Raw genomic sequence first — 22,581 nt, 5'->3', positions numbered from 1 at the left:
CAGGCGAGAACCGGCAGTACGAGGTCAGGATGGAGGTCCAGTGGTGTCAGCGGCGCACGACGACGGAGCACTCTTCCGCACTCGTCAGCCCGAGCCGGACCGTTCGACTGCGACGGATCCGTCGGGCATCGGCCCGACCGGCCGCCCGTATCGCGACATCCCGGCCCCCCGACCGCTGACCACGCACGGACCCGCGACCGTGATCGCGATGTGCAACCAGAAGGGTGGGGTGGGCAAGACCACCTCGACCATCAACCTCGGAGCCTCGCTCGCGGAGTACGGCCGACGGGTCCTACTCGTCGACCTCGACCCCCAGGGCGCGCTGTCCGCGGGGCTGGGCGTCCCGCACCACGAGCTCGACCTGACCGTGCACAACCTCCTCGTCGAACCGCGCGTCGCGATCGACGATGTCCTGATGCGCACCCGCGTCGAGGGTATGGATCTGCTGCCCAGCAACATCGATCTGTCGGCCGCGGAGATCCAGCTGGTCACCGAGGTCGGTCGCGAACAGACGCTGGGGCGGGTGCTGCATCCGATCCTCGACCGCTACGACTACGTCCTGATCGACTGCCAGCCGTCGCTGGGTCTGTTGACCGTCAATGCCCTGGCGTGCGCCGATTCCGTCCTCATTCCGATGGAATGCGAATACTTCAGCCTCCGCGGTCTGGCGTTGCTCAACGACACCGTCGACAAGGTGCGCGATCGCCTCAACCCGCGTCTCACGCTCGAGGGCATCGTCGTGACGATGTTCGACGCTCGCACCCTGCATTCACGTGAGGTCATGAACCGGGTCGTCGAGGTCTTCGGCGACGTCGTGTTCGACACCGTCATCACCCGGACGGTTCGTTTCCCCGAGACCAGCGTCGCCGGCGAGCCGATCACCACGTGGGCGCCGAAGTCGGCCGGCGCGGATGCGTACCGTTCACTCGCCCGCGAGGTCATCCATCGGGACACCTCGCCTCAGCACATGCCGTCGCACAACTCGTCCCCCCAGAGTTGACCGATACAGAGTTGACCGATACAGAATTGACCGACACGACAACGACCCGAGTCGTGTCGTCCGACGCAGATGCGGTGGTGCCGGCGGGGTTCCGGGTACGGCTGACCAATTTCGAGGGCCCGTTCGACCTCCTGCTCACTCTCATCGGTCAGCACCGGCTCGACGTCACCGAGGTCGCTCTGCACGTGGTGACCGACGACTTCATCGCGTACACCCGCGAGATGGGGTCGGAGATGGGTCTGGATCAGACCACCGAATTCCTGGTCGTCGCCGCGACCCTGCTCGACCTCAAGGCTGCTCGGTTGCTGCCGTCCGGGGAAGTGGACGATGCGGAGGATCTCGCCCTTCTCGAGGTGCGCGATTTGCTGTTCGCCCGGTTGCTCCAGTACCGGGCCTACAAGCAGGTGGCCCAACTCTTCGGAGAACTCGAGAAGGCTGCACTGCGTCGGTATCCGCGGTCGGTGGCGCTCGAGGACGGATTCGCCGAGCTGCTTCCCGAAGTGCTGCTCGGCGTGGACCCGCGTCGATTCGCCGAGATCGCCGCCGCCGCGTTCCAGCCGCGCGAGATACCGACCGTCGGTCTGGACCATCTGCACGCATCGTCGGTGTCCGTCCCGGAGCACGCCCGCACCATTCTGGCGTTGCTCCGTGATCGCGGCGCCGGAGAGTGGGCGACCTTCGGTGATCTCGTGCTCGACTGCGAGGTCACGGTCGAGTACGTGGCACGATTCCTTGCCCTGCTCGAGCTGTACCGCGAGAAAGCGGTGGCGTTCGATCAACCCGAGGCGCTCGGTGATCTCCGGGTGACCTGGACGGGAGACGACGTCGGGCAGATGGACGTCGCCACGATGGAGGATTACGGATGAGCATCGAGCCGGACGACACGGCAGTCCAGTCCGACGAGCCGGACGAGGTGTCTGAGGTCGAGCTACGAGCAGCGTTGGAGTCGGTGCTCCTGGTGGTCGACAGTCCGGCATCGGTCTCACAACTGTCCTCCGCGCTCGGGTGTGACGAAGCCCGCATCGGCGCCGCCCTGGTCGAGATGGCCGCCGACTACACCGCCCGCGGAAGCGGCATCGACCTGCGCTTCGCCGGAGACGGATGGCGCTTCTACACGCGCGCGGAGTACGCGCCGTACGTCGAGCGACTGCTCCTGGACGGTGCCCGGTCGAAGCTGACGCGCGCGGCATTGGAAACCCTCGCCGTGATCGCCTATCGTCAACCGGTTACCCGCGCACGTGTGAGTGCAGTGCGCGGAGTGAATGTGGACGGCGTGATGCGGACTCTCCTCGCGAGAGGTCTCATCGCCGAAGCGGGTCCGGACCCGGATTCGGCGGCGACGCAGTACGTCACCACGGAAATGTTTCTCGAGCGGTTGGGGTTGGCGTCACTGTCCGACCTCCCCGAGCTTGCTCCGCTGCTTCCGGGCGTGGACATGATCGACGACATCGAAGGCAGCATGGACACCGATCCACGGGTCCTGCGCGCCGAGCGTCGACGAGAGAACACCGAGTCGAACTCGACCATCGAGTTCGGCACCGACAACACAGACGAATAGGTAACAACGTGAACGACTCCGCTCGCCGTGATGGCACACCGGACCGGGACGAGACTCCCGAGGGCTCGCCCGAACGTAAGAAGAAGCGTCCCAACAAGAAGGTCGCCGCCGCTGCGTACACCAAGCGCACGGAGGGCCGTAAGCCCGGCGGGAAGTCGGGATATCCCCGTCTGGCCCCCAAGAATTCCGCGGCCGCGAAGGCCGGCAAGAAGCCGAAGCCGGAGCGCAAGACGACCGCCGCTCCGACCATCAGCAACGCCAAGCCCGCCCGCCATCAGCACACCGACAACTCCCCGCGCCCGCATGTGGCGCCCGAGGACGGCGTGCGGTTGCAGAAGGTGCTCGCCCAGGCCGGGGTGGCCTCGCGCCGCGCGGCCGAGCAGCTGATCGACGAGGGTCGGGTCGAGGTGGACGGTCGCATCGTGCGCGAGCAGGGCGTCCGGGTCGATCCCGAGGTCGCCGTGGTGCGTGTCGACGGCACCCGCGTCGTCATCAAGGCCGACCTGGTCCACATCGCCCTGAACAAGCCGCGCGGATGGCAGTCCACGATGTCGGACGACCTCGGTCGACCGTGCATCGGCGACATCGTCTCCGAGCGGGTGCAAGCAGGTCAGCGTCTCTTCCACGTCGGACGCCTCGACGCCGACACCGAGGGACTGATCCTCCTCACCAACGACGGCGACCTGGCACACCGCCTGATGCACCCGTCGTTCGAGGTGTCCAAGACGTACCTCGCCACCGTGCAGGGTGTCCTCGACCGCGACGCAGGAAAGAAGCTGCGCTCCGGAGTCGAGCTCGACGACGGTCCCGCCAAGGTGGACTCCTACGCGGTGCTCGACGTCAACGAAGGCAAGACGCTGGTCAAGGTGGTCCTCCACGAGGGCCGCAAGCACATCGTCCGCCGGTTGTTCGACGAGGTGGGGTACCCGGTCAAGCGGCTGGTGCGCACCGACATCGGTGCCGTCGCCCTCGGTGATCAGCGACCGGGAACGCTGCGCGTCCTCGGCCGCGGCGAGGTCGGCAGCCTGTACGGGGCGGTGGGCCTGTGACCGCCGGCGATCGCCTGATCGTGGCGATGGACGGCCCGTCCGGTACCGGCAAGTCGTCGGTGTCGCGGATGCTCGCGTCCCGGCTGGACGCGTCGTACCTCGATACCGGAGCGATGTACCGGGCCGCGACCGTGTGGGTTCTGAAGAACGACGTCGATCCGTCCGACGCGGACGCCGTTGCCGCCGTCACCGACACTCTCGACCTGACCATCGGGACCGATCCGTCCGGTGAGAGTGTCCGGGTATCGGGGGAGGACGTCACGGGACCCATCCGTGGCGACGCCGTCACCGCGGCCGTCTCGGCCGTGTCGGCAGTACCCGCGGTGCGCGACAGACTCGTCGCCCTGCAGCGTGACATCGCGGAGTCCGCTGGGCGCATCGTCGTCGAGGGCCGAGACATCGGCACCGTCGTCCTGACCGACGCCCACATCAAGATCTATCTCACGGCGTCGGCGGAGACACGGGCCGCGCGACGCAACGACCAGAACGTCGCCGAAGGCCGTGGTGACGACTACGCCGCCGTCCTCGCCGACGTGCAGCGACGCGACCATGCCGACTCCACGCGCGTGATGTCGCCTCTGCGCCCCGCCGACGACGCGGTCACCGTCGATACCAGCGACCTGGGCAAGGACGCTGTCATCGACGAGCTCCTGCGCCTGGTCACCGAACTCCCGTCCGATGCCCCGGAAGGAGCACGATCATGAGCGACGACACCTTCGACACGACCCGGGTCTTCACGGCCGACGCCACCGAGGTCTTCGCATCCGACGGCATCTGGTCCGAGGAATCCGACTGGGAGGGCCTCGATTTCGACGACGACGGTGACGCCGAGGCCGAGATCGCCGTCCCGACACTGGCAGTGGTGGGACGGCCCAACGTCGGCAAATCGACGCTCGTGAACCGCATCATCGGCCGTCGTGAAGCGGTGGTCGAGGATGTGCCCGGCGTGACGCGTGACCGCGTCTCGTACGAGGCGAACTGGGCCGGACGCCGATTCATGGTGCAGGACACCGGTGGCTGGGAGCCGGACGCGAAGGGAATGCAGCAGTCCATCGCCCGTCAGGCCGAGATGGCCATGCAGACCGCCGACGCGATCCTGCTGGTGGTCGACGCCGTCGTCGGCGCCACCGCGACCGACGAGGCCGTGGCCCGCGTTCTGCGTCGATCGAAGACTCCGGTCATCCTCGTGGCCAACAAGGTCGACGACGAGCGGACCGAGTCCGAGGCCGCACTCCTGTGGTCCCTCGGCCTCGGAGAGCCCCGCCCGGTCAGCGCGACCCACGGCCGCGGTACCGGCGACCTGCTCGACGACGTCCTGGCGGTGTTGCCGGAGACACCTCGCGAAGGCACCGGTGTCGCCGGACCCCGTCGCGTCGCCCTGGTGGGCAAGCCGAACGTGGGTAAGTCCAGCTTGCTGAACAAGCTCACCGGCGACGAGCGGTCGGTCGTCCACGACGTCGCCGGCACGACCGTCGACCCCGTCGACTCACTGGTCGAACTGGGCGGAAAAGTGTGGCGCTTCGTCGACACCGCCGGCCTGCGCAAGCGCGTCAGTCACGCCAGCGGTGCGGAGTTCTACGCATCGCTGCGGACGAAGGGTGCGATCGACGCCGCGGAAGTCGCGATTCTGCTGCTCGATGCGTCCGAGGTGATCTCGGAGCAGGACCTGCGGGTGCTGTCGATGGTGGCCGATGCAGGTCGCGCCCTGGTGATCGCGTTCAACAAGTGGGACCTCGTCGACGACGATCGCCGCGGCCAGCTCGAGAAGGAGATCGACCGCGATCTCATGCGCGTGCCGTGGGCTCAGCGAGTGAACGTCTCGGCCAAGACCGGTCGCGCCGTCCAGAAGCTCGTTCCGGCACTCGAGACGTCCCTCGCGTCGTGGGACAAGCGCATCTCGACCGGACAGCTCAACTCGTGGCTGAAGGAAGTCGTCGCCGCCACACCGCCGCCGATGCGCGGCGGTCGCCTTCCCCGTGTCATGTTCGCGACGCAGGCGGGGACACGCCCGCCGACGTTCGTCCTGTTCACGACGGGCTTCCTCGAGGCGGGCTACCGACGATTCCTCGAGCGTCGCCTGCGTGAGGAGTTCAACTTCGACGGCAGTCCGGTGCGCATCTCGGTGCGTATCCGTGAGAAGCGGGACCGCAAGAAGAAGTAGGGGACTGCCCCGGTGGTGCTGCTGAGGCGATTGGCGTCCAGCGTCGCCACTGGGGTAGTGTTTCCTCGTTCCCTTCGGGGGATTGCGGGCTGTGGCGCAGCTTGGTAGCGCACCTGACTGGGGGTCAGGTGGTCGCAGGTTCAAATCCTGTCAGCCCGACAATGAATGGCCTCGGACACTGTCCGAGGCCATTTTTGTCTGTTCGTCGAGTGCGGTGCGTCGTCAGCTCCCGAACGGTGCTGCTGCGGGCGCGACGGGGTAGGCCGCGACGTTCATGGTCACGTCGCCGTTGCACGGGCCGCCGGTGATCGTGGTCGTCCAGGTTCCGGTGAAGGTTCCGTCGGGCTGCGGGGTGTAGTACGCCTCGGAATGCGCCGGCGCGTAGACCTTCTCGACCCCCTCGCCCATGTAGCAGTCCCACTGCCAGTCGTAGACGTGCACCCAGCTTGTCCCGTTCCAGGTGTAGACGGGCGGCTGGGGGAGGGTCGCATTCTTCGGTGCCGGTCCGCCCGTCACCACAGCGCTGCAGGTGCCGCCCAAGCACATCGATGTGAAGGTGTATGTGTCGGAGAAGTCCGGCTCACCCTGTCGCGCGGCGAGGCTGGTGCCGGTCTTGCTCGCGGCGGAACGCTCGAGCGAGTACCGGCCGTTCCAGGCGGGCTCCGCCGCACCTGCGGGAGCCGTGGCGACCAGGCCGCCACCGACGATCATCGACACTGCAGTCAGGGCGAGCATCGTGGTCCGTCGTCTCATGAGCGTCACGTTATCGCCTGTGATGCCTGATCCGTCGGGTTACGCCGTCGGCCGGTTGCGGGTCAGCGGATCCCCAGAATGGTGTCGAGAAGTGACGGCACCTGCGGCATCGGCACGATCGACGGGGCCGTGAGATCGAACGGAGCCAGTGCGGTCAGGACGTCGTCGCTCTGGTCCGCCGGTCCGCCGTAGGTGTTCGAGGCGACGGTCCATCCAGGGCCGATCGAGGCCGAGGCCACCACGCTGGAGCTGTCGTCGGCCCATCCCCACTTGGTGCCGGTGGCGCCCGGGAGCAGGCCGGTGCCCCAATTCTGGGCGGTTCCGTCCGCGGCTACCGGTTGTGCCGTCGTCATCCAACCGAGGACGGGGCTGGCCGGATCCGTGCGCTTCTTGGTGTCGAGGAAACGGACCGTGTCCGCAGTGCTGGTGTAGGAGTCACCCCAGAAACTTCCGCGTGAGGTGGACGTCAGGGCGTATTCGGCTGCTGCGGAATCGATGGCGCCCGGGTATTTCGCGTCGAGTTGCGATGCGGCCCAGTCGTCACTGGCCTGGATCATCCGTGCTGCCAGATCCCGGTCCTCCTGCGAGGAGTCACCGCGCCGCAGGGCGTAGTCCGCGATGTAGAGCTTGACCGTGGACAGGCCCGGACGCGCGTCGTTCTCGTTGGCCGTGCCCACATGGACACCGGTGGACGAGGTGTACGACAGCGAGGTGCGACTCGGGACTGCGTCGAGATCTCCGGGGCCGAGCAGCGGAGCCGCCTGTGCGGGTGATGCCACGGCCAGGAGTGCAGCCATGCCCACGAGCGGTACGGCAAGCCGCCGCAGGTGTCGTCCTCGTCGTGTCGTGCTGCGGCCGCTCATCGCCATGCCCCTTGCATCCCCGTGCCGTCGACGGACGACTGTTCACCCGTGAATCTATGGGTCCGCGAACACTTGTCGCGTCTCGCCGATCGGTGTCGTGTTCGTTATCACACATGGTTCGGAGCCGGAGATGTCTCCGATGACCGATCTCGCTGAGAAGAATCTGTGACTACTCGGCGTGTTCACCGAAGCGACATCGAGTTGTCGGTGGGATGGGCGATACTTTCCGACGTGACGCGCACTCCCTTTCCCGCTGCCTCCCGGTCGACGACGCCCGGCGCAGCAACGATGTCGTCCGATCCGACTGCTCCGTCGGACGACGATCTCGCCATGATCGCTTTTCTCCGGCGCTGGTACGTCTACGGCGGCGGCCGAGCCGAGGACATCCTCGTCGAGTTCGGCATCGCCCCTGTCGACTACTTCGGCAGGGTCCGTACCTTGCTCGAGACCGGCAGTCCGGTGACCGACCGCACGGTGTCGGACGCAATGCTGGCCGTGTGCCGCAAGCGACTCTGGTTGGGCCAGTAGAGAATCAACGAACCTCGAGCGTGTCGGCCGTCTGACGGGCGAACCATGCTTCCCATCGGTCGCCGGTCCACGACCGCTCGCCGGTCAGTCTGAGCCACACCGACCGGGACGCCAGGATCCACAACGCGTCGGTCATGTGATCGGCCGGTGGAACTCCGAGCACCAATCCGCCGGCCCACCGCACCTCGTCCCATCGTGTGCGCTCACGTTCGGCCAGGCGCGTGGCGGCAACCGGATCCATCACGGCTGCCTCGTCGAGGACGTGTTGGATCGCGGCCGACCTCTCGTGAGCTCCGCGCAGCCATCGGGCCGCCGCTGCGACGCGTGTCGTCGGATCGCCGTCGGCCATGGCGCGATATTCCGGGAGTTCCCGCACGGCGACGTATCGACCGTCGGACAGTGCAGCGTCGATGCAGGCGTCGAGAAGCGCCAGTTTGCCCTCGAAGCCGGCGTAGACGGTCTGTCGAGTGAGCCCGGCGGCGGACGCGACGTCGGCCATGGTGGTCCCGGCCCACCCGCGTCGGAGGAACGAGTCGGTGGCTGCTGCGACGACGGCGTCGCGACTGGCCCGCGCACGCTCGGCGCGCACGTCTGACGTGTAGGTCCTCGGCATCGATCAAGTGTAGACAGATTTGATCTTACGCTGTGTAATGTGAATTCTGCCGACGGAAGGATTCGCATGACACGCACGATGGATGTCGACACCGATCTCGGGCGGCTTCACGTCACGATCGCCGGGGACGGGCCACCACTTCTCGCATGGCACAGCCTCTTCGTGGATTCGACCAGCTGGAATCGTGTGCTTCCCGCTCTCACCGGTGAACGGACCGTGTTCATGATCGATGCGCCGGGGTGCGGGGGTAGCGAGTCCGTCCGTGAGCCGACAACCATCGAAGCGTGCGCCGCAGCGGCGGCGCGGGTCGTCGAGGAGGTCACCGGACGCGTCGGAGTGCCGTCGGTCGACTGGATCGGCAACGCGTGGGGTGGGCACGTGGGAATGGTGGTCGCCGCGACGATGCCGGAGTCCGTGCGCAGCCTCGTCGCGATCAGCTCCCCGACCCATCCGCTCGGCCCCGATCTCCGCCGGAAGATATCCGTACTGCTTCCCCTCTACCGACTGATAGGCCCGCGCGGTCCCGTGCGCTCCGCCATCGAGGACACCCTCTTCACCGAGGCGACGAGGGCGTCCGACCCGGAAGCGATCGACCTCTACCGCGCAGCTGTGCGGCGTGCCGGTCGGGGAAACGTGATCACCTCGGTGCGTACGGCCGCGATGAATCGCACGGACCTGTCCGCCGCCGCACGCAGCATCGCGTGCCCCGTGTTGTTCCTGACGACGGACGACCGCGGGGAGTGGACTCCGGACGAGGCTCTGGCCGTAGCCCGGACGATGGTCGATGCCAGGGAGGTGACGATCGCCGGGTCGAGGGTGCTGCCGGCCGTCGAGCAACCGGCGGCGGTCGCCGATGCCGTCCTCCACTTCTGGAAGACGACACCGGCGGTTCGACGAGATGCTGATCAGCTGAGGTGATGGACCTCCTGCAGGCCGTACACGGGGGTGTCCAGTCCCTCGTACCGTGCCTTCAATTGGAGGCCGAGGTAGAGGGAGTAGTGCCGGGACTGATGCAGGTTCCCACCGTGGAACCACAGGTTCTCCTGCTGGGTCGGCTTCCACATGTTGCGCTGCTCGCCCTCCCACGGGCCGGGGTCCTTGGTGGTGTCGGAACCGAGGCCCCAGCATTTGCCCACCTTGTCGGCCGTCTCCCGGTCCACCAGGTCGGCCACCCAGCCGTTCATCGATCCGTAGCCCGTGGCGTAGACGACCAGGTCGGCCTCGAGTTCCGTCCCGTCGGACAGCACCACCGCGTACTCCGTGAGGTGATCGACCTGTCCGCTGACGAGGTGGATGCTGCCGTCCGCCACCAGCTCCGAGGCACCGACATCGATGTAGTAGCCGGAGCCGCGCCGCAGGTACTTCATGAAGAGTCCGGAGCCGTCGTCCCCGAAGTCGTGCTGGAAGCCGGCCTTCTCGAGGCGGTCGTAGAAGTCCTTGTCCTTCTCCGCGATCTGCTGATACACCGGGATCTGGAACTCGTGCATGATCCGGTAGGGAAGTGACGCGAAGGTCAGATCCGCCTTTTGCGTGGTCATTCCGGACTCGACGGCGCGCTCGGAGTACAGGTCACCGAGAGCGATCTCGCACAGCGAATCGGATTTGACGATGTGCGTGGACGATCGCTGGAGCATCGTCACGTCGGCGCCCGTCTCGTACAACGCCTTGCAGATGTCGTGCGCCGAGTTGTTGGATCCCACCACGACGACCTTCTTGCCGACGTAGGCGTCGGGGCCGGGGTGCTGACTGGAGTGATGCTGTTCGCCCTGGAAGACGTCCATGCCGGGGAAGTTCGGAATATTGGCCTTACCGGACATGCCGGTCGCCATCACCAACTGCTTCGGTCGCAGCGTCACCTCCTCGCCGTCGCGATCGACCACGACGGTCCACTCGCCGGCCGTCTCGTCGAAGGTCGCCGATACCGCCGTGGTCTTGGTCCAGTACGGGACCTCCATGACCTTGGTGTACATCTCGAGCCAGTCGCCGATCTTGTCCTTCGGCGCGAACACGGGCCAGTTGTCCGGAAACGGCAGGTAGGGGAGGTGGTCGTACCAGACCGGATCGTGCAGACACAGCGACTTGTATCGGCCCCGCCACTGGTCACCGGGCCGCTCGCCGCGGTCGACGACGATGGCGGGAACGCCCATCTGACGCAAACGCGCGCCGAGAGCGATGCCGCCCTGACCGCCGCCGACGATCAGGGCGTAGGGCTGGATGCCGTATCCCAGGTCCTTCTCCTCGGCCTCGCGTCGCTCGGCCCAGGTCTTCGTCTCCGTGTTCGATCCGTGCACGGCACCCATCGGTCGCGAGTGCCCTCGCGGTTCCTCGTACCCCTTGAGTTCCTGCATCGTCGTGAGCAGCGTCCACCCGAGGGCCGTGCCGGTGTCGGCGTCCTCGCGAAGACGTAGATGGCCCTTACCGCGCGCAGCCGCCGTCTCGAACTCGATCCAGGCGGAGATGACGCCGTCGGCCTCGTCCGGGGCCTCGGTGGTGTGGAAGCCGCGCGGGTCGACATCGTCCAGTCGAGCCGTCAGCATGTCCGCGATGCCGTCGCGTCCCTCGACGGTCTTCAGGTTCCAGGTGAACGTCACGAGGTCTCGCCAGAAGCTGTCGACGGCGAACATCGCGGCGACGCGGTCGACATCGCGTGCTGCGAGCGCTTCTTCGAAGTCGGCCAGCCATGTATCCACTCGCTCCTGCGGTGTGGTCTGCGTGGGTGGCTCGAGGGTCTGGGTCATGAAAACTCCGATTTCCGTGCGTTGAGCTGTGGTCGTACCGGTGTGATGCACAGCACACGCCACGCGGCGGCCGGGAGGAAGAGTTGCAGCGGGTTGCAGTGGCGGGCGAGTGGCACGTGCAACCGACTGCAACCCTGTCCTGCTGTGCCGCGTGTCACATAGAACGGTGACCACGGCCGTCGCTGGGACGGCTGGTGAGGAGTCGAACGATGCGCGCAGCGGTGTACCACGGGCCCGGCAAGGTGGAGATCGCCGATGTCCCGGAGCCCCATCCGGGACCGGATCAGGTGAAGATCGCCGTCGGTGCCAACGGCATCTGCGGTACCGACCTGCACGAGTACTACGCCGGTCCGATCTTCATTCCCACCGAGCCGCACGCCCTGACCGGTCAGCAGATGCCGCTGATTCTCGGACACGAGTTCTCCGGCACCATCATCGAGCTCGGCGCGGGAGTAACGGGGTGGTCGATCGGCGACCGCGTCGCCATCGAACCGCTGTACCGCTGCGGGCACTGTGGTCCGTGTCGAGCCGGCAACTACAACGTGTGCCAGTCGATCGGCTTCCACGGACTGATGTCCGACGGCGGTATGGCCGAATACACGGTGGTGCCGACCGACATGCTGCACGCGCTGCCGGACTCGGTGTCCCTCGATCTGGGTGCGCTGGTGGAGCCGATGTCGGTGGCGTACCACGCAGCGACTCTGGGTGAGGTGCGCGAAGGCGACACCGCGATGGTGTTCGGGGCGGGACCGATCGGCATCGGGCTCTGGTTCGCGCTGCGCGGCAAGGGGCTCGACGACATCCTCGTGGTGGAGCCGTCCGCGACCCGGCGGGCGGCGATCGAGGCGCTCGGTGCACGCACTCTCGACCCCACGTCCGTCGACGTCCCCGCGCTGGTGGCCGACGAGACGGACGGGCGCGGTGCCGACGCCGTGTACGACGCGGCCGGTGTCGCGCCGGCGGTGGCGACCGCGCTGGCGTGCGTCGGGTCCCGCAAGCCGATGGTCAGCGTGGCCATCTACGAGAAGCCGCTCACCACACCGCTTCTCGACCTGGTGATGAAGGAGGCCCGCATCCAGGGGTCGCTCTGCTACACCTCCGCCGACTACGACGCCGTCATCGCTCTGATGGCCGACGGCGTGTACGACCCCACCGGGTGGGTGTCGCGCATCGGGATGGACGCGGTGATCGACGACGGCTTCGAGGCACTGCACGCCGGCACGAAGATGAAGGTCCTCGTCGATCCGTCGCTCTGACCTCCGTCCCCGACACCCACCATCACACGAGAAGGAGACACGCATGAGCATCGACGGACAGGTCGCACTCGTCACCGGCGCAGGACAGGGGATCGGGAGGGGAATTGCCCTACGACTCGCACGGGACGGCGCGGACGTCGCCCTCGTCGACGTGCGCGACGACGGCATCGGCCGGGTCGCCGACGAGGTGCGGGAGCTCGGTCGCGCAGCCACGACGATCGTCGCCGACGTCAGCGATCGCCGTCAGGTGTTCGACGCCGTCGACCGGGCCGCCTCGGAGCTGGGAGGTCTCGACATCGTCGTCAACAATGCCGGGATCGCACTCGTCGGCCCGCTGTCCGAGGCTACGCCGGAGGAGGTCGGCCGGATCTTGTCGATCAACGTCGAGGGTGTGCTGTGGGGTATCCAGGCGGCCGCCGCGAAGTTCGTCGAGCTCGGTCGGCCCGGCCGCATCATCAACGCGTCGTCCATCGCGGGGCACGACGGGTTCGAGATGCTCGGTGTGTACAGCGCCACCAAGTTCGCCGTGCGCGGTCTCACGCAGGCCGCCGCCAAGGAGTACGCCTCCGCCGGGATCACCGTGAACGCCTACTGCCCGGGTGTGGTCGGCACGGACATGTGGGTCACCATCGACAAGCGGTTCGCCGAACTGACGGGCGCGGAGGAGGGCGCGACCTACGAGAAGTTCGTGGGCGGTATCGCGTTGGGCCGTGCCGAGACTCCCGACGACGTCGCGGGATACGTCTCCTACCTTGCAGGACCGGACGCGACGTACATGACCGGTCAAGCTGGTCTCATCGACGGTGGACTCGTCTACCGATGACCGATCGGAGAAGACCCGGGGATGACGCCATATGTGATGTGGAGCACAATCGGTGTCGATGACTCGAACCTCCGAACCCGAGCCCGCCGTCGCGGCGGGCGAGGACCCGCGTCGATACGCCCAGTTGCTGACCCGCGTCTACGACGCGACGATGTCCGGCACACGCGCACCGGCCCGCCCCCGCGACGTCATCGGAGACTCCTGGCAGCGGGTCATGGATCTGGGCGTCGATCCCGAGAACGACGGACCGGCCGCGGCGGTCGATGCATCTGCACTGGAACAGATGCGTCGTGAATCCGGGTTGGTCGACATCCTTCCCGACCTGACCGGAAGTCTCCGGTCCGTACTTCAGGACTCCGACAACCTGCTGGTCGTCGCCGATCGGCTCGGCCGAGTCCTGTGGCGCAGCGGTTCGCCCGCGGTGCTCGACCGTGCGGACCGGTTGGGATTCGTCGACGGTGCCGACTGGTCGGAGGACAGTGTCGGAACCAATGCCATCGGCACCGCGCTGGTCTCGCGTTCGGCCGTGCAGATCTTCTCCGCGGAGCATTTCGTCCGCTCCCACCACGCGTGGACGTGTGCGAGTTCTCCGATCAAGGATCCGCGGACGGGACGGGTGCTGGGCCTCGTCGATGTCAGCGGACCCGCCGCGTCGGTCCATCCCACGACGCTCGCGCTCATCGACGCCGTGTCACGCCTCGCGGAATCGCAGCTACGAGAGCAGCACCGACTGACACTCGACAGCCTCCGCTCCGTCGCGGCGCCGATGTTGGCCGGCACCGGCCGCCCCGCGTTGGCCGTGGACAACCACGGGTGGGTGGCCGCACTGGCTGCGGTGCCGATCTGCAACCGGGTCGCGCTGCCCGACGACCTCACTGCCGGCCGAGCGTGGGTCCCCACCCTGGGCGTGTGCGACATCGAGCCGCTCCCGGGCGGGTGGATGGTGCGGCCGTCGAGCTCGGGGGAGGACGTGATCACCGGAACCGACGCCACACCGACGACGGTGCGTATCGACGTGTCGGACCCGCGGCAGACCGTCGTGGAGGTTCGCGGCGAACTGGGGCGGTGGTCGTACCGTCCCAGCCCACGGCACGCCGAGATCCTGTTCCTGCTCGCCGTCCACCGCGGAGGCCGCACCGCTGCGGAACTGGCTACCGACCTCTTCGGCGACCACGGCCGTTCCATTACGGTCCGTGCCGAGATGTCTCGACTCCGGAAGACGTTCGCCGGGTTGGTCTCGACGCAGCCGTATCGAGTGGACGACTCGGCGGCGATCGAACTCACGCTGCCCGACGACAGGTCGAGAATCCTCCCGTTCTCGGAAGCGCCGGCGGTGCGCGCCTTCCGTGTGCAGCCCTGACGGGTCTCGCTACTCTCGGTCGATGGACACACGGCTCGAACGTGCGGAGATCACCAGGGCGCTCGGCGCATTCGACGCACGCGTGATCGAAGGCGGCGACGAACGACGCGCCTCGGTGGCGGTCGCCATCGGCGGAACGCCGGGCTCGCGGCACATGGTGCTGACCAAACGGCCCTCCCGGATGCGCGCGCATCCGGGACAGTTCGCCTTGCCGGGAGGTCGTGTCGACGACGGTGAATCACCGGCCGAGGCCGCTCTGCGCGAACTCGATGAAGAAGTCGGCGTCCGGGTGGGAGCGGAGCAGATTCTGGGCACGCTCGACGACTACCGCACACGGTCCGGGTACGTGATCCGCCCGTTCGTCGTGTGGATCGCCGATGTCTCCGGCGAGTTGACGCCCAACCCGGACGAGGTCGAGTTCCTGTATCGCGTGTCCGCCGACGAACTAGACGTGGACGCCCGCTTCGTCGACATCCCGGAATCGCCACGGCCGGTGGTCCAATGGCCGTTCCGCACCACCCTTGTCCACGCTCCGACCGGCGCCGTCGTCCATCAGTTCCGGGAGGTCGTCCTCGGTGGCCGGAGCACTCGGGTACACGACTACGAGCAGCCGGTGTTCGCGTGGCGGTAGGCCCCGTTCCGGCGGTGAGGTGTGGAAAGCTCGGAGCATGACCGATCCGGTGTCCGACACCGCACGACACGTGATCGCCGACGTGGCGCACGATCGCATCGTCACGGTGCCGAACGCCCTCAGTCTCGTCCGGCTGATCGGCGTGCCGGTGTTCCTGTGGCTGCTGCTCGTCGAGCACGCCTACGGGTGGGCTCTGGTGCTGCTGTTGGTCAGCGGTGCGACCGACTGGTTGGACGGCAAGCTGGCGAGACTGCTCGATCAGTCCTCCGCGCTCGGTGCGCTCCTCGACCCGTTCGTCGACCGCCTCTATGTCGTGACGACGCTGGTGGGGTTCGTCATCGCCGGGATCCTCCCGTGGTGGGTGGCCCTCGTGCTGATCGGACGCGACGCGATCCTGGCGGCGACACTCCTGCTCTATCGACGTCGAGGTCTGGCGCCACCAGAGGTCATCTACCTCGGTAAGGCCGCCACCTTCGTCCTGATGAGCGCACTGCCGTTCCTCCTCGCGGCGCGCGTCGACTGGTCCGGCGCCGACATCATCGAGGTTCCGGCGCTGGCGCTGCTGGTGTGGGGGACCGCACTGTACGTCTGGACGGGGGCGCTCTATCTCGCGCTCGCCCTGGGGCCCGTACGACGGCTGCCGCTCGTCGGACGGTGACTCCCGCCTTGCGGACGGGGAAAGGACGCCAATACGCTCTGCGCAGAGCGTTTCTCGTCAGGACACATCGTTTCTGCCACTCCCACGACGTGTGGGCCGCTCGTGACGAAAGGACCCGGTTCACGTGAGCCAGACCGACATTCCCACCGAGTTGCGGTACACCGCCGAGCACGAGTGGATCCAGCGGACCGGCCCGACGACGGTGCGCGTCGGTGTCACCGACTTCGCGCAGTCCCAGCTGGGCGACGTCGTGTTCGTCCAGTTGCCCACCGAGGACGACGCGGTGTCCGCGGGGGAGTCCCTCGGCGAGGTCGAGTCCACCAAGAGCGTGTCGGACATCTATGCCCCGCTGTCCGCCAAAGTGGTTGCGGTGAACGGGGAGTTGGACGGTGACCCCGAACTGGTCAACTCCGACCCCTACGGCGCCGGATGGCTCGTCGACCTGTCGGTGGACTCCGAATCCGAACTCGACGACGCCCTCGAGTCCATGTTGGACGCCGAGGGATACGCGTCGATCACATCCACATAACAGCGGGGCAGGACGGCCGCGTAAGCGTGCCCACCGGGGCCGGTCCGCAAGGTACGGTCGGTAAGGTCCTCACGTGGTTCGCGCGGCACCCCGGTCGGGGAACCGCAGAACCGTCAGACAAGCGTGACAAGAGAATGTGCTGAATCGTCCCGTGGGTGAGGGGCGGTCAGATCGAGGAGGAGAAACGTGAGCGATAACGGCAACGACGGCGTGTACGGAGAATCCCCCGCGGAGACCACATCGGTCTTCCGAGCGGATTTCCTGAACGAGATCGACTCCGCAGCAGCGCCCCAGGGATCGTCCGAAGCACCGGTGTCCGGTGTCGAGGGCCTGCCTGTCGGTTCCGCCCTGCTGGTGGTCAAGCGCGGTCCCAACGCCGGGTCCCGTTTCCTGCTCGACCAGCCCACGACGTCCGCGGGACGCCACCCCGACAGCGACATCTTCCTCGACGACGTCACGGTCAGCCGTCGCCACGCGGAGTTCCGTCAGGACGACGAGGATTTCCAGGTCGTCGACGTCGGCAGCCTGAACGGCACGTACGTCAATCGTGAACCGGTCGACTCGGCCGTCCTCGCCAACGGCGACGAGGTGCAGATCGGCAAGTTCCGTCTCGTCTTCCTCACCGGCCCCAAGGGCCAGGCTGCAGGCGGACAGCTCGGCGAGACGTCTGCCGGCGCAGGTAGCTGATGACGGCTGTCGGGCAACAGTCCGGTGGTGGCATGTCGATCGGGTCCGTACTCGATCGACTGCGCCCCGACTTCCCCGACGTCACCATTTCGAAGATCCGTTTTCTCGAGGCCGAGGGACTGATCTCCCCGGAACGAACGGCGTCGGGTTACCGCAGGTTCTCCATCGAGGACTGCGAGCGGTTGCGGTACGTACTCACGGCTCAACGTGATCACTACCTTCCGCTCAAGGTGATCAAGGAGCAGCTCGACGCTCTGGACAGTCGGGCGACCGTCGCGGTGGTGGACGGTACGTCCGCACCGAGGAGTCCCCGCATCCTGGCGTTGGCACCCGGCAGCGTGTCGCCGACGGAGTTCCTGGGGGAACGACGTGTCCGGATGAGCAGGGACGACCTGCTCACCCGCACGGGCGTCGAGGAGAGCTTCCTGCTCGAACTACAGAAGAGCGGACTCCTCACGGCCGGGCCCGCCGGCTTCTACGACGAGGAAGCGGTGGTCCTCGTGTCCACCGCGGCGTCGATGGCGCAGTACGGGCTCGAGGTCCGTCATCTGCGCGCGTTCAAGCTCGCCGCGGACAGGGAGGCGACCCTGCTGGCTCAGGTGGCAGGGCCCGTGGCCTTGGGCCGCGACGCGGGTGCCCGGGATCGCGCCGAAGAGTTGATCCGTGAACTCGCGGCTCTTTCGCTGTCGCTGCACACCTCGTTGGTCAAGTCCGCGGTCCACGGAATACTGGACAAGTAACTCCGGTCCACCGCACGGTCCGTCGCCGGATCGTTTGTCGGATCGGTCGTCGGCGGTGCGGTCGATACACTGGAGTAGACGTCCGCGAGTCTGGTAAATCACGGTCGAGACACAGCAGCTGGGAGGCGGCGCAATGGGTGAGATGCGCGTGATCGGTATCCGGGTGGAGCAGCCGCAGAATCAGCCGGTCCTTCTGTTGCGGGAGTCGGATGGTGAACGCTACCTGCCGATTTGGATCGGTCAGACCGAAGCCACGGCCATCGCGTTGGAGCAGCAGGGTGTCCAACCCCCTCGTCCTCTGACGCACGATCTGATCGGTGACATCGTCACCGCTCTCGGTCGATCCCTGAAGGAAGTACGCATCGTCGACCTTCAGGAGGGCACCTTCTACGCGGACCTCGTGTTCGACCAGAACGTGCGGGTGTCAGCGCGCCCGTCGGACTCCATCGCGATCGCTCTGCGGGCCGGGGTTCCGATCTACGCGGAAGAGCCGGTTCTGGCCGAGGCCGGGCTCGTCATGCCGGACGAGCGCGAGGACGAGGTCGAGAAGTTCAAGGAATTCCTGGACACCATCTCGCCGGACGACTTCAAGGCGAGCGGCGGTTCATAACGATCGAGTCTCACCCTTGAGTTGAGGTTGAGGCTTACCGCGTGGCGCGTTGAATTCGCCCGAGTCTGTCCATAGCGTTCGGGTCGATGAAGGACGTGTCGTTCTTCTCGACGGGGGCGTATTCTCGACCTCGCCGTACGCCACGGACGTCGTCGTCGCACTCACCGATCTGGGGAGTACGACCACAGTCGTCCGAGAGGGAGAAAAGCACGTGGCAGATCAGCCGCAGGAGCCGGAGCAGACGAACCTGCCGGCATCGAACGACGTGGACGAGGCCCAGCCAGGTCTGTTCCCCGACGATTCGGTTCCGGACGAGTTGGTCGGCTACCGGGTTCCCAGTGCGTGCCAGATCGCCGGCATCACCTACCGCCAGCTGGACTACTGGGCGCGGACCGGGTTGGTCGTACCGTCCATTCGTGGTGCTGCCGGTTCCGGTAGTCAGCGTCTCTACTCGTTCAAGGACATTCTCGTCCTGAAGATCGTCAAGCGGCTCCTGGACACCGGTATCTCGCTGCAGAACATCCGCGTGGCCGTCGACCATCTGCGCCGACGCGGCGTCGCCGATCTGGCCCGCATCACGCTGTTCTCCGACGGCACCACGGTCTACGAATGCACCTCTGCCGAGGAGGTCGTCGATCTCCTGCAGGGCGGTCAGGGCGTCTTCGGTATCGCCGTCAGCGGTGCGATGCGCGAGCTCACCGGTGCAATCGCCGACTTCCCGGCCGAGCGCGCCGACGGTGGCGAGGCCCAGCCGACCCCCGAGGACGAGCTGGCGTCACGCCGCAAGAACCGCGCGAGCCGCAAGACCGGCTGACCGCCCGCACGCTACTTCCGGCGCCGGTCACATATACTCGACTCTGCGTCGACGCCGCACGGGAGAGCTTCGACCGGACACGTTCTTTCACCGAACGAGCCCGGGCGAGCGCCGAAGGAGCAGCACCTCTCCGTCAATCTCTCAGGCACCCGGACCGTGCGGGCTCCGACGCCTCTGGAAAGTGGTGGAACCGACCACCCGCCCACGGGGAAAGGCGCCGCTCGCGGTGACCGAATCTCTCAGGCGCCCCGCTGCGGCAGGGCATCACGACAGAGGGAGAGGGGCGCCTCTCCCTGCGTGTGGGGCGTGCACCTCGCCACCACCCCGGGAGTACACGTGACCGCCGAACCTCGCACACCCGAACTCCGCACGTTCGTCGACCGGCACATCGGTCCCGACGCCGACCAGACCGCACGTCTGCTCGATGTCATCGGGGTGTCGAGTCTGGACGACCTTGCGGCTGCCGCCGTTCCGGCCGACATCCTCGATGCAACGACCGACGGTATCGCCGCCGGGCTCGACGCTCTGCCGACTCCGGTGTCGGAGCACGAGGCGCTCGCCGAACTGGCTGCGCTCGCCGCGAGCAACACCGTCGCGACGTCCATGATCGGGCAGGGATACAGCGACACGCTGACGCCGCCGGTGCTGGTCCGCAACATTCTCGAGAACCCGGCCTGGTACACCGCGTACACGCCGTACCAGCCCGAGATCAGCCAGGGCCGACTCGAAGCCCTGCTCAACTTCCAGACGATGGTGTCCGACCTGACCGGGATGGACATCGCCAACTCCTCCATGCTCGACGAGGGCACCGCCGCGGCCGAGGCGATGACGCTGCTCCGCCGCGCGGGCAAGTCGAAGTCCCCGCGCCTGGTGCTGGACACGGACCTGTTCCCGCAGACGCGCGCCGTGATCGCGACGCGCGCGGAGCCGCTCGGTATCGACCTGGTCGACGCCGATCTCGCCGAGGGTCTGCCGGACGGTGACTTCTTCGGCGTCATCTCGCAGACTCCGGGAGCGTCCGGACGTATCGTCGATCTGACGTCCGTGATCGCCGACGCGCACGAGCGTGGTGCCCTGGTCGCCGTCGGAGCCGACCTGCTCGCCGCCACCCTGATCACCTCACCGGGTGAACAGGGTGCAGACGCCTGCTTCGGCACCTCGCAGCGCTTCGGCGTCCCGATGGGGTACGGCGGACCGCACGCCGGCTACCTGGCCGTGCGTACCGCTCACGCCCGTCAGCTTCCCGGCCGCCTCGTCGGAGTCTCCGTCGACGCCGACGGTGCCCCCGCCTACCGCCTCGCCCTGCAGACCCGCGAGCAGCACATCCGCCGCGAGAAGGCGACGTCGAACATCTGCACCGCACAGGTGCTGTTGGCCGTGGTCGCCGCGATGTACGGCAGCTACCACGGCGCCGACGGACTGACCTCGATCGCACGCCGCGTCGCCGGCCACGCAGCCTCGCTGGGCGCCGCGTTGACCGCCGGTGGCGTCACCGTCGTGCACGCGCACTACTTCGATACGGTGCTGGCCCACGTTCCCGGGCGCGCGGCCTCCGTCGTCGCCTCTGCCAAGTCCGGTGCGGCGATCAACCTGCGTTTCGTCGACGACGACCACGTCGGTATCTCGTGCGACGAGGCGACCGTCGACGCGCACATCGACGCCGTGCTGTACGCCTTCGGGGTGACGGCACCTGCCGAGCCCGCGGAGCCCGCGATTTCCGCGGTGTCGACGCGTACCACGGAATTCATGACGCACCCGGCCTTCACGCGCTACCGCACCGAGACGGCGATGCTCCGGTACCTGCGGGCGTTGTCCGACAAGGACATCGCGCTGGACCGCAGCATGATCCCGCTGGGTTCCTGCACCATGAAGTTGAACGCGACGGCCGAGATGGAGCCCATCACCTGGCCGGGCTTCAACGGGGTGCACCCATTCGCTCCCGCGGACGATGCGCCGGGCATGGCGCGGATCATCTCCGATCTGGAGGAGTGGCTGGTCGCCGTCACGGGGTACGACGCGGTCTCCCTGCAACCGAACGCCGGCAGCCAGGGTGAGTACGCAGGACTGCTCGCCATCCGCAACTACCACCGCAGCCGGGGCGACGACGGACGGACGATCTGCCTGATCCCGTCCAGCGCACACGGGACCAACGCGGCGTCCGCCGTGATGGCAGGAATGAAGGTCGTCGTCGTCGCCTGTCGGGTGAACGGGGATGTCGATGTCGACGACCTCCGCGCCAAGGTGGAGCAGCACGCCGCGTCCCTCGCGGCGATCATGATCACCTACCCGTCCACCCACGGCGTGTTCGAGCACGAGATCGGCGACATCTGCGCCGCGGTGCACGACGCCGGTGGTCAGGTCTACGTCGACGGAGCCAACCTCAACGCGCTGGTGGGTGTCGCACGTCCGGGTCGTTTCGGCGGCGACGTGAGTCACCTCAACCTGCACAAGACGTTCTGCATCCCGCACGGCGGTGGAGGTCCCGGAGTCGGTCCGATCGGTGTGCGGTCGCACCTCACGCCGTTCCTGCCGGGTCACCCGTTCGTCGAGGGTCTCGGCGAGACGGGCGCGATCTCCGCAGCTCCCTACGGGTCCGCCTCCATCCTCCCGATCACGTGGGCGTACATCCGGATGATGGGTGCTGCCGGCCTGCGCCGCGCGACGCTCACGGCCATCGCGTCGGCCAACTACATCGCGCGTCGACTCGACGAGTACTTCCCCGTGCTCTACACCGGTGACCGCTCGATGGTGGCGCACGAGTGCATCCTGGATCTGCGGCCGATCACCAAACGCACGGGCGTCACGGTCGACGACGTCGCGAAGCGGTTGGCGGACTACGGGTTCCACGCCCCGACGATGAGCTTCCCGGTGTCGGGAACCTTGATGATCGAGCCGACGGAAAGCGAGAACCTCGACGAGATCGATGCTTTCGTGGACGCGATGATCTCCATCCGCGCCGAGATCGAACGCGTCGCGTCGGGTGAGTGGACCGTGGACGACAATCCGCTCCGGGGCGCACCACACACCGCGCACTGCCTGGTCACCGAGTGGAACCACGCGTACTCCCGCGAAATTGCCGTCTACCCGGCGGGAACGTCTCGGCCGAAGGTGTGGCCGTCCGTGCGTCGCATCGACGGTGCACACGGCGACCGCAACCTCGTCTGCTCGTGCCCGCCGATCGAAGCCTTCGCCTGACCGTCGGGTCCGACC

23 protein-coding genes, 1 tRNA gene and 1 riboswitch are annotated in these 22,581 nt (G+C 67.2%); of the genes, 20 read left to right on the top strand and 4 right to left on the bottom strand.

Annotated features, from left to right (window positions below; translation table 11 throughout):
• Positions 1–40 precede the first annotated feature (40 nt).
• The 7 genes from RU01_RS06580 (at position 41) to RU01_RS06550 (ending at position 5,927) form a co-directional block, all read left to right on the top strand.
• Complete coding sequence (locus tag RU01_RS06580; RefSeq protein ID WP_042573734.1) at positions 41–1,000, top strand: ParA family protein; 960 nt, start codon at positions 41–43, stop codon at positions 998–1,000.
• A gap of 53 nt (positions 1,001–1,053) precedes the next feature.
• On the top strand, positions 1,054–1,866 hold the full coding sequence (locus RU01_RS06575; RefSeq protein WP_231568617.1) for a segregation and condensation protein A: 813 nt from the start codon (positions 1,054–1,056) through the stop codon (positions 1,864–1,866).
• Positions 1,863–2,558: an SMC-Scp complex subunit ScpB gene (scpB, locus tag RU01_RS06570; RefSeq protein WP_042573732.1), complete on the top strand. Its 696-nt coding sequence runs from the start codon at positions 1,863–1,865 to the stop codon at positions 2,556–2,558. Before RU01_RS06575 ends, scpB begins: the two co-directional genes overlap by 4 nt.
• Before the next feature lie 8 nt (positions 2,559–2,566).
• Complete coding sequence (locus RU01_RS06565; protein WP_082042943.1) at positions 2,567–3,607, top strand: pseudouridine synthase; 1,041 nt, start codon at positions 2,567–2,569, stop codon at positions 3,605–3,607.
• Positions 3,608–3,633: 26 nt separating this feature from the next.
• Positions 3,634–4,311: a (d)CMP kinase gene (gene cmk / locus RU01_RS06560; RefSeq protein WP_042573749.1), complete on the top strand. Its 678-nt coding sequence runs from the start codon at positions 3,634–3,636 to the stop codon at positions 4,309–4,311.
• Entirely contained in the window at positions 4,308–5,768 is a 1,461-nt protein-coding gene (gene der, locus RU01_RS06555; RefSeq protein WP_042573731.1) for a ribosome biogenesis GTPase Der, read from the top strand. Before cmk ends, der begins: the two co-directional genes overlap by 4 nt.
• Before the next feature lie 85 nt (positions 5,769–5,853).
• Positions 5,854–5,927: transfer RNA gene (locus RU01_RS06550), tRNA-Pro, on the top strand.
• A gap of 63 nt (positions 5,928–5,990) precedes the next feature.
• On the opposite strand, the gene RU01_RS06545 is transcribed toward RU01_RS06550, so the two are convergent.
• Together RU01_RS06545 and RU01_RS06540 are read right to left on the bottom strand one after the other, a co-directional pair.
• Complete coding sequence (locus RU01_RS06545; RefSeq protein WP_442970467.1) at positions 5,991–6,503, bottom strand: hypothetical protein; 513 nt, start codon at positions 6,501–6,503, stop codon at positions 5,991–5,993.
• 80 nt (positions 6,504–6,583) lie between these two features.
• On the bottom strand, positions 6,584–7,318 hold the full coding sequence (locus tag RU01_RS06540; RefSeq protein ID WP_231568616.1) for a hypothetical protein: 735 nt from the start codon (positions 7,316–7,318) through the stop codon (positions 6,584–6,586).
• A 297-nt stretch (positions 7,319–7,615) separates the two neighbouring features.
• On the opposite strand from RU01_RS06540, the gene RU01_RS06535 reads away from it, so the two are divergent.
• Entirely contained in the window at positions 7,616–7,912 is a 297-nt protein-coding gene (locus RU01_RS06535) for a DUF3263 domain-containing protein (RefSeq protein WP_231568615.1), read from the top strand.
• A 4-nt stretch (positions 7,913–7,916) separates the two neighbouring features.
• Here RU01_RS06535 and RU01_RS06530 read toward each other — a convergent pair whose 3' ends face one another.
• Complete coding sequence (locus tag RU01_RS06530; protein ID WP_042573728.1) at positions 7,917–8,525, bottom strand: TetR/AcrR family transcriptional regulator; 609 nt, start codon at positions 8,523–8,525, stop codon at positions 7,917–7,919.
• Positions 8,526–8,591: 66 nt separating this feature from the next.
• On the opposite strand from RU01_RS06530, the gene RU01_RS06525 reads away from it, so the two are divergent.
• A complete protein-coding gene (locus tag RU01_RS06525) occupies positions 8,592–9,443 on the top strand; it encodes an alpha/beta fold hydrolase (RefSeq protein WP_042573727.1) in 852 nt (283 codons plus the stop codon).
• Here the strand turns inward: RU01_RS06525 and RU01_RS06520 are convergent.
• On the bottom strand, positions 9,431–11,263 hold the full coding sequence (locus RU01_RS06520) for an NAD(P)/FAD-dependent oxidoreductase (protein WP_042573726.1): 1,833 nt from the start codon (positions 11,261–11,263) through the stop codon (positions 9,431–9,433). The genes RU01_RS06525 and RU01_RS06520 overlap by 13 nt on opposite strands.
• Positions 11,264–11,472: 209 nt before the next feature.
• On the opposite strand from RU01_RS06520, the gene RU01_RS06515 reads away from it, so the two are divergent.
• From RU01_RS06515 to gcvP, 11 genes are all read left to right on the top strand, one after another.
• Entirely contained in the window at positions 11,473–12,519 is a 1,047-nt protein-coding gene (locus tag RU01_RS06515) for a 2,3-butanediol dehydrogenase (protein ID WP_042573725.1), read from the top strand.
• A gap of 43 nt (positions 12,520–12,562) precedes the next feature.
• The gene (locus RU01_RS06510) at positions 12,563–13,342 is read left to right on the top strand and encodes an acetoin reductase (protein WP_042573724.1); all 780 of its coding nucleotides are present in this window, start codon (positions 12,563–12,565) and stop codon (positions 13,340–13,342) included.
• 58 nt (positions 13,343–13,400) lie between these two features.
• A complete protein-coding gene (locus RU01_RS06505) occupies positions 13,401–14,702 on the top strand; it encodes a GAF domain-containing protein (RefSeq protein ID WP_042573723.1) in 1,302 nt (433 codons plus the stop codon).
• A gap of 22 nt (positions 14,703–14,724) precedes the next feature.
• Positions 14,725–15,333 (top strand): NUDIX hydrolase, encoded by a 609-nt coding sequence (locus tag RU01_RS06500; RefSeq protein ID WP_042573722.1) that lies wholly within the window; start codon positions 14,725–14,727, stop codon positions 15,331–15,333.
• A gap of 37 nt (positions 15,334–15,370) precedes the next feature.
• Positions 15,371–15,991, top strand: coding sequence for a CDP-alcohol phosphatidyltransferase family protein (locus tag RU01_RS06495; RefSeq protein WP_042573721.1), 621 nt, complete (start codon positions 15,371–15,373; stop codon positions 15,989–15,991).
• Positions 15,992–16,115: 124 nt separating this feature from the next.
• A complete protein-coding gene (gcvH, locus tag RU01_RS06490) occupies positions 16,116–16,520 on the top strand; it encodes a glycine cleavage system protein GcvH (protein WP_042573720.1) in 405 nt (134 codons plus the stop codon).
• 186 nt (positions 16,521–16,706) lie between these two features.
• Complete coding sequence (gene garA / locus RU01_RS06485) at positions 16,707–17,207, top strand: glycogen accumulation regulator GarA (protein ID WP_042573719.1); 501 nt, start codon at positions 16,707–16,709, stop codon at positions 17,205–17,207.
• Positions 17,207–17,947 carry a transcriptional regulator FtsR gene (gene ftsR, locus RU01_RS06480; protein WP_042573718.1) on the top strand — a complete coding sequence of 247 codons (741 nt, stop codon included), beginning with the start codon at positions 17,207–17,209 and terminating at the stop codon, positions 17,945–17,947. Before garA ends, ftsR begins: the two co-directional genes overlap by 1 nt.
• Before the next feature lie 133 nt (positions 17,948–18,080).
• Positions 18,081–18,557 carry a bifunctional nuclease family protein gene (locus RU01_RS06475; protein ID WP_042573717.1) on the top strand — a complete coding sequence of 159 codons (477 nt, stop codon included), beginning with the start codon at positions 18,081–18,083 and terminating at the stop codon, positions 18,555–18,557.
• Positions 18,558–18,804: 247 nt separating this feature from the next.
• Positions 18,805–19,371 (top strand): MerR family transcriptional regulator, encoded by a 567-nt coding sequence (locus RU01_RS06470; protein ID WP_156148818.1) that lies wholly within the window; start codon positions 18,805–18,807, stop codon positions 19,369–19,371.
• 49 nt (positions 19,372–19,420) lie between these two features.
• Positions 19,421–19,538, top strand: a riboswitch (glycine riboswitch).
• A 169-nt stretch (positions 19,539–19,707) separates the two neighbouring features.
• Entirely contained in the window at positions 19,708–22,566 is a 2,859-nt protein-coding gene (gene gcvP / locus RU01_RS06465; protein WP_042573747.1) for an aminomethyl-transferring glycine dehydrogenase, read from the top strand.
• Positions 22,567–22,581 lie beyond the last annotated feature (15 nt).

Source organism: Rhodococcus sp. MEB064, assembly GCF_000834565.1.
GTDB lineage: Bacteria > Actinomycetota > Actinomycetes > Mycobacteriales > Mycobacteriaceae > Rhodococcoides.
This window is presented reverse-complemented; position numbering and strand designations above follow the sequence as displayed.